We start from the raw sequence: 18,579 nt of genomic DNA, 5'->3' as shown, positions 1-18,579 counted from the left end.
ATTTTTTGAAAAGAAAACAAACCGAATTAACACTAGATATTTTTGTTAACTGAATTCATGCATTGTTTTTGAACTCACGGACAATTTTCCAGTTTTTAACACATGGTAATTAGCACTTTTTTAAACATTAATTATAAAATGCTAACTCGTTGCATTTTATATGTCGATATTATCTGGCGTAACCGATAAGACATGATGTAAAACTATCAGCATTTAATTAAAGAAAAAACAATCTCAGCTTCAGTTCAGACGTTTCCTACGTTATAAATGGAAAGTGTACGACCCTTAAAGCCCCGGTAAACTCACGATTAAAATCTAACTATATGACAGAAAAAGACTTATCTATTTATCTTCATAAAATAAAAAAATGACCTGTTTTCCTACAAGAAAGGTAAACAAGTCATCATATTTAATCGAAACCAAAACAATTAAATAAAAACGGCAGACTGACGCTGCCGTTTTTTAATGTGATTTTGATAACTCTGTCCTTCGCCCTGAAGGTATCGATCGTGCAGAGAACCGAACCCAACATGTGTTTAATATCGTTGCCAGCACAATAAGGCTTATTCCGAATATTTGTCTGTGGCTCATTTGGTCATCGAAAAACATCCATTGCCACACTGCGGTAAACAGTAGATTGGTGAAAATAAGCGGTGCAAGTTGAGAGCCACTACTAGCTAACTGATACGCCTTCGAACGAAATACCTGTGTATTGATGATCAAAATAGACATCAAAAAGGCAAGCAATGTATTCGGTGTTTCAAATTCGTGTAATGAAAGCGAGTGCAATAAAACATTTGAATCATTCAAGAGCACCAGCGGTAATATCAGTAAAGCAGCGCAACCGAACGTCCAGAAGTTGATTTCTAGTGGCGACATGCCGCTCTTACTGGCTTTATAAAGTGTCAGCTGCGAACCCGAGTTAAACAAACCACCCGCCAAGCCCAATAACAGGTCGACTCGCCATGTAAACTCACCATCAGAGCCTGCCAACAGAATGACACCAGTAAATGCCATAACAAGTGCCATTATGGTCGATATTCGTATCTGACCGCGCATAAATAGCTTCTCGACGATTGGCATAAACAGTGGTCCAGTAGCGAAAAGGACCACGCCTTCAACAAGAGTTAGCGTTTGTAACGAGGCAATAAAACAAAGCTGACACAGCCCAATACAAAAAGCTCGAAGTAAAATGGGTTTAAACGTACTGGCTGTCGGTAGCCTCAGTCTTTTGAACCTTAGCATCACTAACAGAATGAGCGCTGGAGTAAAGAAGCGTAAAAAACTGAACATGGTGACCGAAAAATCATTGCTAAGCTGCTTTGCTAACAAACCAGTAACAGATAAGCTTAATGTAGACATCAACATGAAGACGATGGGTTTGTTTTCTACGTTCATTGGATACTCCTTAATTCATGGAGTATTTTAGGCAAAGGCATTAATCATAAATAGCGAGTTATTTTAAACGCTAATGTAAGAAAAACTTACAGATTGAGAGTTAACCTACCGCTAACTACAAAGGTAATAGGAGTGAAGACACTATGCGCAGATTAGTCCCATTGAAGTCGATCTATGCCTTTGTTGCTGTAGCAGAGACTGGCAGCATGACAGAGGCGGCTCAACTGCTCTCTGTTAGCCATTCCGCTGTTAGCCAAGCCATTAAATCTCTAGAAAACCAAGTCAACAAACCTTTATTTGATCGTGTTGGTCGCCAAGTTCGCCTCAATAATGAAGGCAAAAAATACTACCGAAAAGTAGCTCCGGCACTCGAACAAATCGTTGATGCCACCGAAGCCTTAATCCACGACCAAAATTCCAAACGGATAACACTTAATATGGTCAACTCACTTGCGTTGCACTGGTGGATCCCACGCATGTCAAGCTTGCAAGATTTCGCTCCTCAGTTAGATGTCCGCCTATCCAATCTGATTGGGCAGTTCCGTTTAGAGCAGGAAGGCATTGACGCCGCAGTGGTGCATGGCAGCCCTCAAGAGTGGCAAGATTACTATTGTGAAAAGTTGAGCGAAGATGAGTTAGTGTTGGTGTGCAGCCCCGAGTTACTAGCGCAACCTGATAATCGAGACATTCAACAACTGCTATCAACTTACCCCATTATTGAAGTCACTAACGATCGCAGAAAGCACGACTGGCAAGTTTGGGAAGAAGAGACAGGATTACTGCGGCCTACCAACAAAAAACCAATGACCTTCAACATGTCGATTCAAGCTGTGCAAGCCACAACTCGACGGCTGGGCTTATTGGTAACACATCGCTTGTTTGTGAAAGACGACATCAAATATGGACAATTAGTGGAATTGGGTGAGCCAATCACTAACCCCTATCAACAATTTTACTTTGTATGCCCACCCCATAAGCTCAAACAAGAGGCATTTCATTTGTTGAGATCTTGGTTGAGGCAAGAGTTCAGCTAATTCGAACGCAGCCCGTCGTTTCGTCGTCTATAGGCGTTATGAAATTTATTCGTTTCTGTAATGAATAGATTAATGCCGGAATTGGTATAAAGTAAAAGAAGTACTTTTGAACTCCAAGGATGGCTTTATGAGGTTGTATCATGTCTTAATAAGTGGCGTTTTACTCATTGTGCCAATGACAAGCTCCGCAGAACAAGCAGTCAGTGCAAATGACTCGGATTTAAAAACGTTTATTATTGGCGGCCAACAAGCCACTGCCAATCAACTTCCTTTCTTTGCTCGCCTGATATTACACCGTACTGGCTCGAGTCAGTTTGCCAACATCTGTGGTGGTACCATCGTCAATGATAGATACATCATGACCGCCGCACACTGTGTCGAATCCGACGTGTTTACCGATGGTTGGACAATCGATGATCTTCGAGTTTTAGTCAAAAACCCAACCATGAATGATGTGTTTGTTGAAGAATTCAAAGACGTACGCGCTATCACGATTCATCCCGATTACAACGCGAGTAACTTGTGGATCAATGACATCGCGATATTGGAACTAACTCGCCCTATCACAGACAACGTCCAATCCATCACATTGCCACAGGACTTTGGTGACTACAGTAACCGGTCAGCGTTCCAAATCTTTGGCCTTGGTCAAACCTCTACCAACGATGCGACAGGACCGAATTACCTGCGCTGGGCAGAAATCCAACCTCTTACAGATTCACAATGTTCTTCACTGGTTTCAGGTTTTAACTCTCAAGAAAGTTTGTGTGCGAACGGCTTCCCAAACCAAGCTTACACGGGGATATGTAGTGGTGATTCAGGCGGCCCGTTAACGTATCAAGATGGTAGCGGTAATTATCAACAAATCGGTATCGTCAGTTACGGCTCATCGGTTTGTGAGTCCCCTGCCATTCCAAGCGTGTTTACTGAAGTGCTCAATTACACCCCTTGGATAGAAGCCCAAACCAGTGCTGGGGCGAAGACAAATTACGACGCTGCTTTAGCGGCAAGGGAAGATTATCACAGTCAAGGCGACTCTGGGTTTGACCCAGAAGACACCACAAGCAATGACTTCGGTAATAATGGCAGTGATGGTGGCTCTGTCGGTTTTGGCCTACTGACGCTTGGCAGCTTATTCGTATGGTTACGTCGCCGCCAGCCCTTGTAGCACGTAGCTTCACCCACAGTTACACTTTGTAGAATAAAAACTCTAAAAGTACGTATATTCCAGTTCATTTGATGCCGATAATCCTGTTATTATCGGCTACCCAACTATTTTCAGATCAAACTAATGAATAATGCCGCATCGAGTCGCCATATGAGTGCGATGCTGTTCCTGACTCTCGGCGTCACGTTGTCCATCTTTGCTGGGTTTGCCCTCTCGCAAATGTTTGTTATCCAGAAAGATGCGTTTCAGCTTATCTCTGTGGTCAGCTCCGTGATGATCGTCAGCTGCTTGCGCTATCAATGGCGTGCACTGCCTGCCATTATTCTGAGTTTATTGGCTTACTATATCGGAACGGGGCGTAGTCTAGAACATGCCTTACTCTACGCTCTCACCGTCCCTCTATTGCCTTTTGTTTTTTCGAGTTTGTTCCACTACCTCAATAACCGCTCACTTCATCAACCAGCCGCACAACGGATCAGCTTATTTTTTGTCATCGTAGGCTGCTTGTTCCCGTTCGCAAATACCATAAAAATGATGCTGGTGAATACCTTCGTTGACGGGCGCTTTTTGAGTGCTGATTTTTTGTTTTATGCCACACTTGGCAATTACTTGACCCAATTACTCGTCACCCCAATTTTGTATGTAATGGTCAGCCTTATTACCGATACAGACACTCAATCTTATCTCGCACTCGATAAAAGGCTTAGGGTGTCCAACTCTCGCTGCCGGGAGTATTTAGCTTGGTTGGCAAGCTGCGTCATTTTATTTGTTGCCGCCGCTCTTTCTTCATCCTCATTTATGCTCAACTCGTTAAGCTTCTTTGCGGTTTTACTGGTCGTAATTGGATTAGCCAAACACGGATTAATTCGACCGCTGTTTGTGGGCTCTCCATTCATTCTGTTGGTGATTCATGACGGCATCAGTCACTACAATGCCGACCGAATTTATGCTGACCAGTTTTATGGCCTACTTGTCATCATTGCGGTATTGACCACGCTCGCGTATTTGTTGGGCGGTTACTCAGTGAAGCTCTTCGAGATGACTCAACGACAAATCCGCTCAGAAAGGATTGACCCGTACACCGGCCTGTCAAACATCGCTCAATTAAAAGAAGACATCAGCCATCAGTCTTATTCATTGCTGATTTATCTCGACCTGACACCAACGTTGTCGATGCTGACGGACTTAGGTCATGAGGGGAAATCACAACTCATCATGCAATTAAGCGAGTTTTTATATTCGCGAAATGAAAGCATCAATCGTTGCTATCGTCCGCCTTTTTCCACAGGGTTGCTAAGTTTCACTCACTATTCCGATGTTGCAGAACAAGAACTTCAAGAAGTCGTGGAATATTTAGAAAGCTTCCAGTTTTACTGGTGTGGAACGTCTGTCGCCTTGGTCTCACCAACCGTTTATTGCTCGGTCGTTAACCAAGGGCAAGATATTGAAAAAGTCGTATCAATTCTGTGCGATCAACCACCACAGAGCGACAGCAGCATTCATTGGGTCAACGTGCAATCTTTTGAAATGGACCGTGTCGACAAGTTGAACCACATTCAGCAAGTGTTTAAACGAGAACAGTTCGAACTGTTCTGCCAACCATACATGCGACTTTCAGGGCCTGAAGAGAGTAAACAAAGTTTTGAAGTGCTGCTTCGCCTAAAAGAGCAAGATGGAAAAGTACTGCCACCTTCCGCATTTTTTCCTTTGATCAATCAATTCGGATTGGAAATCAAACTCGATCATTGGGTGATTCTGAATACCTTCCGTATGCTGAGCGACAAAGTCAAAAACTGGGATACGATAGGGCATTGTGCTATTAACCTTACGGCTAAAACACTAAGCGCGGAAAACCTTGCTTCTCGTATCATTGAGAGTGCACACAGCTTCGATATTCCCTTAGATAAGATTTGTTTTGAGATCACAGAATCGTCAGCATTGATCAATGAACAACAAGCTATAGAGACCTTGAATCTTTTACGTAAACTCGGTTGTAAAATCGCAATTGATGACTTTGGCACCGGTTACGCAAGCTTTGCTTACTTGCGTCGTCTACCGCTGGATATCTTGAAGATCGAGGGGGCATTCGTTCGTGAAATCACAGAGAGCGAGACCGATCGTTTGATCGTCAGTTCGATTGCGACTGTCGCTAAAGAGATGCACTTAGAAACCGTCGCTGAATTTGTCGAAACTCCCGCACACAGCCGGATTCTACGAGACTTAGGCATCGACTTCGCACAAGGGTATGGTGTCGCGAAGCCCTTACCTATGAATGCTTATTTGAATACATTGTTTGAAATCGAAGAACAGAGACAACATCTTACAAGGTCGGAAGCGGTCACATTATGATGCTTCACGCTATCAGATTTCGTCTATAAAATTTTGCGCTTTAAGCGAGAGTTTATGATGTCTTCAATCAGCTTTTGCTCTTTCTTCAATTTTTCGTAGTTCTGCTTGTTGCGCCAGCGTTCGAGGACTTTGTCTAACCCTTGAACTCGAGCATGTTTGTATTCAAGATGCTTTTGTACCGAAGCACACTCAGCCTGCATTACCGCTTGTTCTTGCTCATGGTGACGCAACATCTTTTGTAGCATCTGGTCGACACGATTTAAGTTCATCAAGGTGGCACTATTGAGCACTGGCGTTGTCAACGCCGATTGTCCCGCATGAACTTTAAGAGCGGAAAGCTGTTCTAACTGAACGGCAAGATGAGAGTGACGCTGACGCATCACATTTAATTGATCCCCTACTCTATCCCGTTGCTTTTCTTCCATTTGGCGCAACTTGCCGACGGCTTTTAGTTTTGATTCCATTTGCTACCTCATTGCTGCTCACTTTGGAACATTTGTGCCAATGCGGTCAAACTGGTTGAGTAATCAATAGACTCATTTGCCGACTGCTGTAAGTACGCTCTAAGATGCGGATACATAGAAACCGACTGATCCAGTTCCGGATCTTGTCCTGGTTGATATCCGCCAAGTGGCAAGAGTTCTTTAACTTGAAGATAATTGGAGTACATTTGACGGAAGTTGTTCGCTATCGTGCTGTGCGCTTCATGGGTACAGGCGTTCATGCAGCGGCTTATCGATGCGTTAATGTCGATCGCTGGATAATGCCCTTGTTCTGCGAGTTGACGTGAAAGCACCACATGCCCATCAAGAATCGCACGTGCGGAATCCACAACAGGATCTTGTTGGTCATCCCCTTCCGCCAATACCGTATAAATCGCCGTCAAACTACCATGTGGATTTTCACTGTTACCTGCACGTTCCAACAGCTGTGGTAACACGCTGAACACTGAAGGCGGATAACCACGTGACGCTGGCGGCTCCCCTAAAGACAGCGCTATCTCACGCTGCGCCATTGCATAACGTGTTAAAGAATCCATCAGTAACAACACGTCTTTACCTTGGTCACGGAAATACTCCGCCACACGGTGACAAAGCAGAGTCGCGCGCAAACGCATCAAAGGGGATTCATCGGCTGGCGCGGCGATAATGACCGCTTTCTGACGGGCCTCTGGTGTTAAGTTACGTTCGATGAACTCTCGAACCTCTCGACCCCGTTCGCCAATTAAGCCGACAACAATAACATCAGCTTCGGTGTTTTGAGTGATCATCCCCATCAAGACACTTTTACCGACACCACTGCCCGCCATTAAACCAATACGCTGCCCTTTGCCAACGGTTAATAAACCATTAATGGCACGAACACCAACATCCAGCGGAGTATCGACAGGGCGTCGCTTAAGTGGGTTAATCGGTTTTGGTTCAAGTGAAACACGATCTCCCCCTTTAAGCGGCGCGCCATCATCGAAAGGTTCACCTAGACCATTCACTACTCGACCAAGCCATTGTGAGCTGAGTTGAACAGTGCTATCGCCATCCAGCGGGATCACTTTTGCTCCTGCAAACAAACCACCTAGACGACGAATCGGCATCAGGTAAGCAACTGTATGATCAAAGCCGACGACTTGCGCTTCAATCATGTCGCCTTCTGCGGTTTCCACTAAGCAGCGTTGTTCAAGCTTGAATCGACAACCCACAGCTTGCAGCATTAAGCCGTTAACTTTGATTAGTCGCCCTGTCACTCGTGCAACCGGAATCGAATCGAGCGATGCGAGTGCATCACTCAAGCGTTCGTTCAATAACTCGTGGCTGGAAGTACTACTCATGTGCAACATCAACCTGTGGCAATACGGCTTCATCCAGCAAGTGTTGTTTCACGTTATCCATACAAGCTTGTAAGCGAGAGTCACAGCTCGCATCGGCTTCTGCATCCTCAGTCACTAACTGACACCCACCAACGGGTAACTCCGCGTTTGCGACAAGCTTCCAAGCGGTTGGTAAGTCAGCATTGATTTGCGTGATTCGCTCTAGGTCTTGTGGATTCAGATGTACAATAACGCTTTCTGCTTTGCTCGGCATAGCGGATAAGGTTTCATCCACCAAAGCCAAAATCTGTTGTGGCATCAGAGTCAGCTCAGCACGAATCACTTGCTGTGCAACCTTCTGTACCAATTCACAGATCATATGGCGTTGCTGTTGTTCTTTCTCGCTTTGCCAACGCGATAATGCTTGGAACAACTCATGAACGGGTTTTGCCGCTTCCACAAAGCCTTGCTTGCCAGATTGCTCTCCGGACACAAATCCTTTTTGAAAGCCTTCTTTTTGGCCATCGAGCAGACCTTGTTGCTTGCCTTGCTCAATACCTTGGCGAATGCCCTCGTCATGCCCTTGCTGCAAACCTTGCTGAAACCCCGCTTCCAGCTGTTGTTGAACGTCGGCTTGAGTATCTTGCCAGCCTTGGTTCTCCATCGCGAAATCGTCTTCGATGTTCACAGGTTGCGCCAAAGGAGGAAAACGATGTAAGCGGTATCCACTTGGTGGTAATCGCATGGTGTTATTTGCTTTTTCTGCCATGGTCTTACTCCACTGTTGGCTCTTCGTAGAGCAGCAGCTGAATTTCACCCGCTTCATCCAACTCGCGCACCATCTGCATAATATCCTGACGCGCGCGCTGTACTCGGCTCAACACGACGGCTCCACGCAGCTCCATATCATCTTCCAACGCTTTCACCATACGTTGCGGCATAGAACGCTTGATCGCCTGTTGCAGTAGGATATCGGCACCTTTCAATGCTACCGCCCACAGTTCCAATGGGATCTGTTGCACCAACGCATCCATGGTTTCTTCGCGCTGACGGCCCAGCACCATGAAATCAAACATATTCTCTTCGATTTCGTTTACCACATTCTCGTCATGCAACTTAAGCATTTCCATCAAGGACGCGCGGTCGCCTTCAAATCGGTTAATGATGTCAGCAGCTTGTTTCACGCCCGACAACGGGGTGCTTTGACTTGCAGACACTTTCTCGATACAACGTTCCACCAATTCGTGCAAATCGTTCGCAACCTGATGGTCAATATCTTGCAACTGAGCAATACGGAACACGATTTCATCATGGTAGTCCTGCGGCAGATGCTTCAAAACAGCCGACGAACTGTCTGCTGGTAAATACGCCAAGAAAATCGCCTGCATTTGCGGATGTTCGTTAACAATGAATCGCGCTAATGTCTCGGCCTCTACCCATTGTAAGCGCTGCATGTTGTTACGAATTTCATCGCCATACAGGTTGTTCAGCAGACCTTTTGCCAAATCGTTACCTAAAGCTTTGCGTAAAGTGTTCGACAAGTATTCTTTCGATGCGCCACGAATGCCGCTGTGCTCGCGAAAATCTTCAAAAAAATGCTGAATCACACCGCGAGCAGAATCACTTTTGATGCCATTTAACTTTGCCATCGCACGTGTCACTCGCTGGGTCTCATCACGGCTGAAGTGCTGCAACACTTTTGCTGCGGCATCCTCACCCATGCCCAGCAGCACGAGCGCGGTTTGTTCTACATAACTAAGCGTCTGCTTTGACGTTGACTGAGCTGTGTTCATTGATGTTTACCCATTGTTTCAAAATTTCGGCTACACGCTCAGGCTCTTCATTAGCAATAAGCTGTAGGTGTTTCAATTGGATTTCTAATGGAGAGCCGGCTGGCGGTAACATGTCGCTGTTGACGTCCAAACCAGAGGAGACGGCAATCCCTTTCTCGGACAGTCGGCGATTCAATACTTCTTCACGTTCACGCTCTTCACGCGTTTGCAGATTGTCATATTGCGGCTCTTCCTGCGGTTCAGCAAACTCCAGTTCCTGTGACGGTTTATCAGCTCCAGTTAAGTGCATGATCAAAGGACGAAGCACAAAAAAGATCATCGCTAATCCCAACATCCCGCCAATCACATAACGCAAGGGTTGCTGTACGGTTGGGTCTTGCCACCAAGGCAGTGCTGGCGGCGCATCAATCTCGATTGGTGTGAAGTTGAAGCTCATCAAACTCAAACTGTCGCCACGAGTCGCAGAAATGCCGACAGCGTCCATGATCATTGTTGAGATTTGGGACTTGTCCGCTTCGCTCCATGCCACACCATCTGGTGATGCTTGTGAATTCAAGAGGACTGACACACTTAGCTTGTCAATTTGCCCCTGCTGATATTGAGTACGACGAACACTGCTGCCAACCGCATATTGACGATTGATCTCTGAGCGCGCGTTAGTGTTTTGGCTATCGTTAGTTGGCGTTTCACCCGTAACCGGAGGTTGATTGCTTAGTGAGCCAGGGATGCCCAAAGCAATTTGATCAATTGAGTTATTTTGAATGGTATGTTCATTGCGAACCACTGGCGCATTATCGAGGATCTCTTGCGTCTCTTCGACTTGACTAAAGTCCATATCGGCTGCAACTTGCACGCGGAAGTTACTTGGGCCAACAATCGGCGTTAGCATGTCTGAAGCACGCTGGATGATTTGCTTCTCGACACTCTTTTGGTATTCAAGGTATTTAGCGTTAACTTTACCCGCTTCTGTAGAGGCAACATCTGCACTCAATAGTCGGCCATATTGGTCAATCACCGAAACAAATTCTGCCTTCATTGCCGTCACACTACCCACCACCAAATTGATGATGGCTTCCACTTGTTCTGGCTTGAGATCTTCACCTGGTTTCAGTTCTAACATCACTGATGCAGAAGGGTTTTCTGTATTCTGGCGGACAAACAAGGTTTGACGAGGAATCGCTAAGTGCACACGCGCATTCGCGACTGCATTAAGCGACATGATAGTGCGTACTAACTCACCTTCTAAACCATGACGATAACGCGCCGTTTCCATAAACTGACTGGTGCCAAGAGAGCTGTCTTCTTTTAGCGAATCTAAACCCGTAGGCAATTTCGCTTTAACACCTTTTGATGCCAACAACATGCGGATACGAGCGACTTCACCTTCTGGCACTAATACTTGCCCATTTTGCTCTTGCATGCGGTAGCTGATGCCTTCGCTTTCCAGTACCGACACAATCTCACCGATATCAAAGCGCTCTTGCTGGCTGTAAAGCGGACGGAAACTTTGGGAAGAGCTCCATAACGCAACCACGATAATCGCAGCAACAATCGCGGCTAAAACCGCAGACAACACCAGATTGCGTTGGCTGCTAGACCACAACTGTTTGATTTTATTTGTGACATCATTCATCCCATTATTCGATGAAAGCGTCTGTGTCGTGCCGGAATGCATCGCAGAATTTCCGGCCACTTGAGTGGTAAGTTCTGACATGGATTACACCGGCATCTTCATTATATCTTCAAACGACATCACTACTTTGTTGCGCACTTGCATCAAAGCATTGAAAGAGAGACTCGCCTTCTGACTGGCGACCATTGCCCCTACTAAATCATCACTTTTACCCGTCTCAACGGCTGTCATTTTTTGACTGGCGACCGATTGGTGTTGGTTAACCGTGTCCAAAACGCTGGTCATTGCTTGCGAGAAAGACAATGGTGCATTCAAAGATTGCTGATCCAAAGGGTTAGCACTCACTACAAATTCTGGCGGCTGAACATGCGTTCGCATCGCCTCCATTTTCGACAGCATTAATTGCTCTGCTGAGACCGCATTGGTAGGTTGACTTGCCATCTACATTTCTCCTTTTAGGCAGCCGAGCCAAGCGCCGACTGTAAATCAATACCGTGTTCGCGCATTGCTGCAAGCTTGTAACGTAACGCTCGGGTAGACACACCCAAGGCATTTGCGGTTTTGGTTCGGTTTCCACCAAACTGACGTAATTTATCGAGGATGAACTGGAACTCAGCTTGCTTCTTCGCTTCAACATGACCAAAACTTGAGGTTGGCTCTGTGCGAGGGACTGGCGTCAGCAATTCAATTGGTAGCATCAGATCATGCGCAGTGATGTAATCACCGTGACGCATGACCAAAGCGCGTTGAATGACGTTTTCGAGTTCACGAATATTGCCCGGCCAGTGATATTGGCTTAGGGCAGCAATCGCATCTTGAGAAAGGTGACACCGACTGCCATCTTGATATTTCCCAATAAAGAATTGGCTGATCGGTAAAATATCTTCTTTGCGTTCACGAAGCGGTGGCCAGTGCAGAGGCAAAACATCTAAGCGGTAGTAGAGATCTTCGCGGAACGTACCTTTCTGCACTTCTTCACGCAAGTCTTTGTTGGTTGCAGCAATCACTCGAATATCGAGTTGAATGGCTTTGTGGCTACCAACGCGTTCCACTTCACGCTCTTGTAATACACGTAACAACTTCGCCTGTACCGCAGGTGACATCTCACCAATCTCATCTAATAAAATGGTGCCACCGTTGGCTTCTTCAAACTTACCGCTTTGAGAATTGGTCGCCCCTGTAAACGCCCCTTTAACGTGGCCAAACAGCACGGCTTCCAGCATGGATTCCGGAATCGCAGCACAGTTCACAGCAATAAAAGGCCCATCAAGGCGAGAAGATTGCTCATGGACATAACGAGCCAGTACTTCTTTACCCGTTCCCGACTCGCCAGTGATCAATACACTGGCGTTGGTGCAAGCTGCACGATGAGCCAGTTGTAAAACTTGTTTACTGCGCCATGACTCTGCAACAATGTTCGCTAAAGGTTTACCCAGAGCCTCAACACGCTTGAGCAAATTGAGTAACTGATTGGTCTCAAAAGGACGAAGCAAGTAATCAGTCGCACCGGACTTCATAGTCTCTGCGGCCAAAATACCTTGGTCTTGATCTACAATCGCAATCACGACACCCGAATTACGCTGTTTCTGATGACAAGCAACAAACTCGCGTACACACATATCCGGCAAGGTTGAGCTCACCAAGGTGATGCTCGCTCGCTCTTCCAGCAATGCACTTCGCCCAGTACGACTGTGCCTAGCGGTATACCCTGCGCTCCCCAGTACATCCAGTACATCCAGTACCGGTTGAGCAAGACGTTCATTTGGCTCAACCAACAAAATATCCGTTTTCGTCATCATTGAACCTTTACCTTCTCTTGTTGGGATTGTTGTTTTACTTCTGAGTTGTTGTTAGCAAACTCGTTTTTGGTAATCACACGCTCGTTATCTCGAACTAAGCGCAACGTCACGCGGCGGTTCTTAGCCTGCCCTGCTTGGGTGTTATTGCTTGCAATTGGGTAGCGAGCTCCGTGCGCACGAACTTCAATCAAGTGAGGAGCAATGCCATTTGCAATGAGCTCATCTGCGACCTGTTGAGCTCGTTGGCGTGAAATCTTCAGATTAATTAATTGAGCACCAACATTGTCGGTATAACCGTCAACTAAGATTTTAGTGACGCGCTCATCAACAACAACATAACTATGCAAAGCAGCTAATGTGTTTTTTTGAGATGAGTTCAGTGCCTGTTGGCCAAACTGAAAAGGAAGAATCAGATCTCGAGCTTGAGAAAACGACAGCTTAGGTAACTGTTCTCGACATTGATTGAAAGACGCTAGTGCATGTTGGATTTGAATGGTTGGCAACGTGACACTATCTATGGCGGAAGGATTGCTTCCACTTAGTGACAGTGTAACCCAATTGCCTGATGCCATTTCAAGAATGAGCGAATCTGCACCAGTTAAGAACTCAAATCGGTGAGTAGGCTGCGCAAACGTATGCGATGCCTTTTCCTTTCTATAAAGCTCTTTATGCCACGGAGCACTCTGACTTCCTAACACAGCCTTTTCCCATTTATTGTTGTTATCTTGAACATCAGCAATAAAGAGAACTCGGTTGTTTGGCTCTGCACGGAAATAAAACTTCCCCTGCGGAACAGTTGAATGCACTAAGTTGCATTCAAATTTATCACCCTTATATGACCAAGTGGAAATATCCATAGGTATTGTGACACTCTCACCAGCCAATGTGAAATTAGTTGATGATAATCCAAACAGAAAAACTATTTTTAAAAATATAATTAAGCACCTTCCACCTTGGTATATCTTACATACCTCTGACTTAGATGATTTAATTAAAAATGCCATTGAATTAGAAGATTCGGCATAGGTAATCATATTAATTCCCTATTCTGAAATATAAAAAATGGTCATTAAACGTTCAAGAAAGCTTAGAGAAATGCTTAAAAAATCGAACTTAACACCATAAAAACAAAGAGTTAAAAAACTCAAGCTCTAAAACTTATTCTACAACCACCGACTGAACTTGGTTGAAATAACAACGAATTAGCTCACTACTTGTTATAATTATTAATAACTGATTTATTAGTTCAAACTACCGTTTTTTAATTTTTATTAAAAGTGCCTATGCTTCGATTCAAATCAACATATGAACTAAAGTCACAATCTTTAAAGTTGAAACTAAAAGAATCTAAAAAAGTCTGTGTATGCTGTGCGCAATTAAGTTAAAACAGTTTCGTTTGTTAAGGCACGGTAAAATATAAATGAAAAGTAGAGTTAATGAGCCTATTTCTGACATCAAATTGCTTGATGTAGAACTGCTAGGCAAGCCAATTCATATCATTCGTGAAAAGCTCGAAATTTTAATTTCAGAATCTTGTACTAGCCTGACCAACGAGTTACAAAATTGGCTCAGCTCCAACAAAATTGAGGCGACCTTAACGTCGGTAGATCTACATCGCTTCTCACCAACCTTGTTGGATAAAGACCAAACATCGAGCTATCTGCATCAAGAGGGAGGCATGGTCTTTATCCACAGTGATGCCCATACCTTAGTCAAACTCGCCGACCGCTTTTATGGCGCAAGCAACGACCGCGCCTCGACCACGTTGACGGCCAGTGATCTTCGCCTTCAAGAACGTATCAGCCGTATCATTACCAACTGGCTTGCCCCCCAAGAGATGTGGCAAACCTGCGAGTACGAAACGCCGCGCGGAATTGGTTTGCATGCGGAGCTTGCGATCACATTCGAAGACTACCAAGGTGCCATTCATCTCAAACTCGATAGCACATTAATCCAAACCTTAATTGAGCAGCTTGAGCTTCATACCGATGTTGATCTCTATCAACCGTTTTGTCGTTCATTGGAAACGACGCCTGTTCGCCTCAATGTCGTACTGAGCAAAAAGACCATGGCGCTCAGTGATGTAGCGGGCTTACAGCCTAACGATATTCTGCCTATCGAGCTGCTCAATACCGTACCAGTCAGCATCGGTAATCAACCTCTTTTCACTGGTCGTGTTGCAGAACAAGACGGCCAGCTTGTATTGATTTTTAACCCAGATAAGGAATCGCAGCGATGAGCGAAGCGCAAGAGAACCAAGCATTCGACGCCGATGAATTAAATTTTGACGACTTTCAGTTAGAGGACTTTGAAACGGAGCAAGCCTTCAAACCGGAGCCTGCCGCTGAGCGCGATTTAAGCTTTTTCAAAAGCATTCCCGTCACTGTGACCTTGGAAGTCGCTAGCAAAGAAATCCCATTGGGGGATTTGATGAAAGCGGGCGAAGGAACAGTGATCGAATTGGATAAACTCAATGGCGAGCCTTTAGATGTAAAAGTAAACGGGTCTCTGATGGGGCAAGCGGAAGTCGTGGTCATTAACGACAAATATGGTCTTCGTCTTATTGATGTACACGACTCAGCGTTGAGCGGTGTTGGACGCTAAATTCCGGTGGGTTGCGTAATGAATTGTCTGAGTGTTTGGCAGCGTCGTTTGCCGTTACTAGTATTGGGGTTGGTTGGCGTGCTGTTGTTTGCCTTCCCAGCCATGGCGGCAGATAACGGCTTGACCATTTTGTCAGTGTCCGATGGGGACACGCAACAAGAATACAGCGTTAAGCTCCAAATTCTGTTGCTCATGACCGCACTCAGTTTCTTACCAGCCTTTGTTTTGATGGCCACCAGCTTCACGCGAATCATTGTTGTTTTGGCGATCTTACGCCAAGCCTTGGGCCTGCAACAAAGCCCACCGAACCGCGTGCTGGTTGGCATTGCATTGACACTCACTCTGCTCATCATGCGTCCGGTTTGGACTGACATTTACGATAATGCTTTCCAACCTTACGACAACGGTGAAATTACCTTGATACAGGCGTTCTCCGTTGCAGAAAAACCGGTCAGAAACTTCATGCTGGCGCAAACGCATCAAAGTTCGTTAGAGCAGATGCTACGCATTGCCAATGAACCCATCGACCAAAACGTCGAGGATATTTCTTTCGCCGTTGTACTCCCTGCGTTTGTCATCAGTGAACTGAAAACCGCCTTCCAAATTGGCTTCATGCTGTTCATTCCGTTTTTGATCATTGACCTTGTGGTTGCCAGTGTATTGATGGCAATGGGTATGATGATGCTTTCACCTCTGATCATTTCATTGCCATTCAAGTTGGTGATATTTGTTCTTGTCGATGGCTGGGCAATGACGGTTGGCACGCTTTCCGCCAGTTTCGGTTAGCAGGAGGCAATATGACACCTGAGTTAACCGTTACACTGTTTTCTGACGCAGTATGGCTGATCATTTTAATGGTAGCAGTCTTAGTCGTTCCGGGATTGATCGTCGGTCTTGGCATTGCGGTATTTCAAGCCGCAACCCAAATCAACGAACAAACCTTAAGTTTTTTGCCACGTCTACTGGTCACCCTGTTGATGGTGATTTTTGCAGGGCATTGGATGCTACGAAAAATCATGGAGCTGTTTGATTTCTTGTTCCATAACATTCCGGGAATGATCGGCTAATGGCGATCACGTTTGCAGAACTGTCTGTGATTCTCGGTCAACTTTGGTGGCCGTTTTTTCGCATCGGTGCGGTCTTTATTTCCATGCCATTCTTTGGCGATGCGTTGATTCCAGTTTGGGTCCGTAGCTTACTCGCCTTCTCTATCGTGGTGATCACCGCACCACTGATGCCACCCATGCCAGCAGTCGAACTGTTTTCTATGACTTCCTTGTTCCTTGCATTCGAACAAGCGATATGGGGGCTGATGTTTGGCCTTATTCTGCACATGCTATTTAATGTTTTTACCATGCTTGGTCAAATCGTTTCTTTGCAAATGGGATTAGGCATGGCAATGATGAATGACCCGGTCAACGGCCTTTCCGTGGCGATTCTTGGTCGCATGTTCTTAATCTTCTCGACCTTATTATTTCTCGCTCTGGAGGGGCACTTGTTGGTTATCGACATCGTCATACAAAGCTTTGTCGTCTGGCCCGTTGGCTCTGGGTTAACCGCACTCTCGCTGAAAGGCGTGGTCAGTATTTTCGGCTGGATGTTCGCTTCTTCACTTGCTTTGGCTCTACCTGCCATTGTATCCATGCTGCTTGCAAACATTAGCTTTGGTGTGATGAATCGCGCCGCGCCTTCATTAAACGTTTACGCTCTGGGCTTCCCTATGACTATGCTGCTCGGTTTGTTCAGCGTCTTGATATCCGTTTCCGGTGTCCCTAGCCGTTACACCGCATTAGTGCATGACACCATTCGCCACTTGAATAACTTTATGTTGGGGGGCGCATGAGCGATCAGTCATCACAAGACAAAACCGAAAAAGCCTCCCCCCAGAAAGTCAAAAAAGCTCGCCAGGAAGGACAAATTCCTCGTGCAAAAGAATTCACCACCGCCGTGATTTTCTTAGCGGTCGCCTTGTACTTTTACTCTCAGCTCAGCAGTATTTGGGAAAGCATGACAGGTATATTCCGTTACAACATGGCCTTAACCCGTGCTGATTTAGACAATCCAAAACAAATGGTAGAGCAACTTGGGCAGAGTTTGGCGGTCATCATTGAAATGCTATTGCCCCTCTTCACAGTCATCATTATCGTGACATTTGGCAGCAGCATGATCTTGGGAGGTTGGATGTTCCGACCAGCCAATGTGTTACCAAAGCTCTCCAAACTCAATCCTATTTCGGGCATCAAACGTATTTTCTCAACCCGCTCAGTTGTAGAACTGGTGAAATCGACATTCAAGGTCGCGGTCATCTTTGGCATTCTCTATGGCTACTTAGATAATCATCTCCAACCTTTACTTGGTATGCAAAACTTGCCGCTTAGCCAAGGCTTTTCAATGGTCATGTCGATACTGTTTGAAGGCTTATTACTGATGGGGTTTGCCTTACTTCTGTTTGGTGTGATTGATATTCCCTACCAACGTTGGGAGCACCTAAAAGAACTGCGCATGACGAAGCAGGAGCTCAAAGAAGAGTTCAAAAATAACGAAGGCCGCCCAGAGGTCAAACAGCGTATTCGTCAGATTCAACAACAGTTCGCGCGACGTAAAATCGACAAGATGGTGCCCACTGCAGATGTGGTCATCACCAACCCAACCCACTACGCAGTCGCATTGAAATACGAACCTTCACTTTCAGACGCCCCATTTGTGGTCGCAAAAGGCGTCGATAAAACGGCCATGCACATCCAACGCATCGCACGCGAGAACAAAGTCGAGATCATCAACTCGCCGCCACTGACTCGTTCGATTTATCACACAACCGCGATTGAGCAAGCTATTCCGAGCCAGCTCTTTATCGCCGTTGCACACATTCTTACGTATGTTTTGCAATTGAAAGCCTTTCGTAAAGGCGACGGACAAGCGCCGACGCCTTTGCCTCATTTTTCAATTCCAAAGCATTTGCAGCACTGATTAACCCGCGTTTACCCAAGGACACGAAAG

Annotated in this window: 18 protein-coding genes; 9 read left to right on the top strand and 9 right to left on the bottom strand. The window is 45.7% G+C overall.

Features of this window, described 5'->3' with window-relative positions; genetic code table 11:
• Positions 1 to 462: 462 nt before the first annotated feature.
• Positions 463 to 1,398: a DMT family transporter gene (locus ATB76_RS00985; protein WP_061034418.1), complete on the bottom strand. Its 936-nt coding sequence runs from the start codon at positions 1,396 to 1,398 to the stop codon at positions 463 to 465.
• A gap of 143 nt (positions 1,399 to 1,541) precedes the next feature.
• Here ATB76_RS00985 and ATB76_RS00980 point away from each other — a divergent pair, with 143 nt between their 5' ends.
• The 3 genes from ATB76_RS00980 (at position 1,542) to ATB76_RS00970 (ending at position 5,949) form a co-directional block, all read left to right on the top strand.
• Complete coding sequence (locus ATB76_RS00980; RefSeq protein ID WP_061034417.1) at positions 1,542 to 2,432, top strand: LysR substrate-binding domain-containing protein; 891 nt, start codon at positions 1,542 to 1,544, stop codon at positions 2,430 to 2,432.
• Between the two features lie 127 nt (positions 2,433 to 2,559).
• Entirely contained in the window at positions 2,560 to 3,600 is a 1,041-nt protein-coding gene (locus ATB76_RS00975; RefSeq protein WP_061034416.1) for a serine protease, read from the top strand.
• A gap of 123 nt (positions 3,601 to 3,723) precedes the next feature.
• On the top strand, positions 3,724 to 5,949 hold the full coding sequence (locus tag ATB76_RS00970) for an EAL domain-containing protein (protein ID WP_061034415.1): 2,226 nt from the start codon (positions 3,724 to 3,726) through the stop codon (positions 5,947 to 5,949).
• Positions 5,950 to 5,972: 23 nt separating this feature from the next.
• Here ATB76_RS00970 and fliJ read toward each other — a convergent pair whose 3' ends face one another.
• From fliJ to ATB76_RS00930, 8 genes are read right to left on the bottom strand one after another with little or no spacing between them, the layout of a single operon-like run.
• Positions 5,973 to 6,413, bottom strand: a complete 441-nt coding sequence (gene fliJ / locus ATB76_RS00965; RefSeq protein ID WP_038876412.1) for a flagellar export protein FliJ — start codon at positions 6,411 to 6,413, stop codon at positions 5,973 to 5,975.
• An 8-nt stretch (positions 6,414 to 6,421) separates the two neighbouring features.
• Entirely contained in the window at positions 6,422 to 7,774 is a 1,353-nt protein-coding gene (gene fliI, locus ATB76_RS00960; protein WP_038876415.1) for a flagellar protein export ATPase FliI, read from the bottom strand.
• Positions 7,767 to 8,522 (bottom strand): flagellar assembly protein FliH, encoded by a 756-nt coding sequence (gene fliH, locus ATB76_RS00955; protein WP_061034414.1) that lies wholly within the window; start codon positions 8,520 to 8,522, stop codon positions 7,767 to 7,769. The genes fliI and fliH overlap by 8 nt, the downstream gene beginning before the upstream one ends.
• Positions 8,523 to 8,526: 4 nt before the next feature.
• Positions 8,527 to 9,546: a flagellar motor switch protein FliG gene (locus ATB76_RS00950; RefSeq protein WP_038868389.1), complete on the bottom strand. Its 1,020-nt coding sequence runs from the start codon at positions 9,544 to 9,546 to the stop codon at positions 8,527 to 8,529.
• Positions 9,509 to 11,260, bottom strand: a complete 1,752-nt coding sequence (gene fliF / locus ATB76_RS00945) for a flagellar basal-body MS-ring/collar protein FliF (RefSeq protein WP_039975789.1) — start codon at positions 11,258 to 11,260, stop codon at positions 9,509 to 9,511. Before fliF ends, ATB76_RS00950 begins: the two co-directional genes overlap by 38 nt.
• 3 nt (positions 11,261 to 11,263) lie before the next feature.
• Positions 11,264 to 11,620 (bottom strand): flagellar hook-basal body complex protein FliE, encoded by a 357-nt coding sequence (gene fliE, locus ATB76_RS00940; protein WP_038868386.1) that lies wholly within the window; start codon positions 11,618 to 11,620, stop codon positions 11,264 to 11,266.
• Between the two features lie 14 nt (positions 11,621 to 11,634).
• Positions 11,635 to 12,975 (bottom strand): sigma-54 dependent transcriptional regulator, encoded by a 1,341-nt coding sequence (locus ATB76_RS00935; RefSeq protein WP_061034745.1) that lies wholly within the window; start codon positions 12,973 to 12,975, stop codon positions 11,635 to 11,637.
• Positions 12,975 to 14,012, bottom strand: coding sequence for an OmpA family protein (locus tag ATB76_RS00930; protein ID WP_038876419.1), 1,038 nt, complete (start codon positions 14,010 to 14,012; stop codon positions 12,975 to 12,977). Before ATB76_RS00930 ends, ATB76_RS00935 begins: the two co-directional genes overlap by 1 nt.
• A 386-nt stretch (positions 14,013 to 14,398) precedes the next feature.
• On the opposite strand from ATB76_RS00930, the gene ATB76_RS00925 reads away from it, so the two are divergent.
• Genes ATB76_RS00925 through flhB form a run of 6 tightly spaced genes read left to right on the top strand, consistent with a single transcriptional unit; the run spans position 14,399 to position 18,549 of the window.
• Positions 14,399 to 15,217, top strand: a complete 819-nt coding sequence (locus ATB76_RS00925; RefSeq protein WP_061034413.1) for a FliM/FliN family flagellar motor switch protein — start codon at positions 14,399 to 14,401, stop codon at positions 15,215 to 15,217.
• Positions 15,214 to 15,582, top strand: coding sequence for a flagellar motor switch protein FliN (gene fliN, locus ATB76_RS00920; RefSeq protein ID WP_038868377.1), 369 nt, complete (start codon positions 15,214 to 15,216; stop codon positions 15,580 to 15,582). The genes ATB76_RS00925 and fliN overlap by 4 nt, the downstream gene beginning before the upstream one ends.
• 18 nt (positions 15,583 to 15,600) lie before the next feature.
• Positions 15,601 to 16,368, top strand: coding sequence for a flagellar type III secretion system pore protein FliP (fliP, locus tag ATB76_RS00915; protein ID WP_042604855.1), 768 nt, complete (start codon positions 15,601 to 15,603; stop codon positions 16,366 to 16,368).
• 11 nt (positions 16,369 to 16,379) lie between these two features.
• On the top strand, positions 16,380 to 16,649 hold the full coding sequence (gene fliQ, locus ATB76_RS00910) for a flagellar biosynthesis protein FliQ (protein ID WP_038868373.1): 270 nt from the start codon (positions 16,380 to 16,382) through the stop codon (positions 16,647 to 16,649).
• A complete protein-coding gene (gene fliR / locus ATB76_RS00905) occupies positions 16,649 to 17,425 on the top strand; it encodes a flagellar biosynthetic protein FliR (RefSeq protein WP_038868371.1) in 777 nt (258 codons plus the stop codon). Before fliQ ends, fliR begins: the two co-directional genes overlap by 1 nt.
• Positions 17,422 to 18,549, top strand: coding sequence for a flagellar biosynthesis protein FlhB (gene flhB, locus ATB76_RS00900; RefSeq protein ID WP_061034412.1), 1,128 nt, complete (start codon positions 17,422 to 17,424; stop codon positions 18,547 to 18,549). The genes fliR and flhB overlap by 4 nt, the downstream gene beginning before the upstream one ends.
• The last annotated feature ends 30 nt before the right edge of the window (positions 18,550 to 18,579 follow it).

Origin of the sequence: Vibrio sp. MOR3 (genome assembly GCF_001557775.1) — a bacterium.
Lineage (GTDB): Bacteria > Pseudomonadota > Gammaproteobacteria > Enterobacterales > Vibrionaceae > Vibrio > Vibrio jasicida.
The sequence above is the reverse complement of the archived record's forward strand: the minus strand, read 5'-3'. Positions and strand labels throughout refer to the sequence as shown.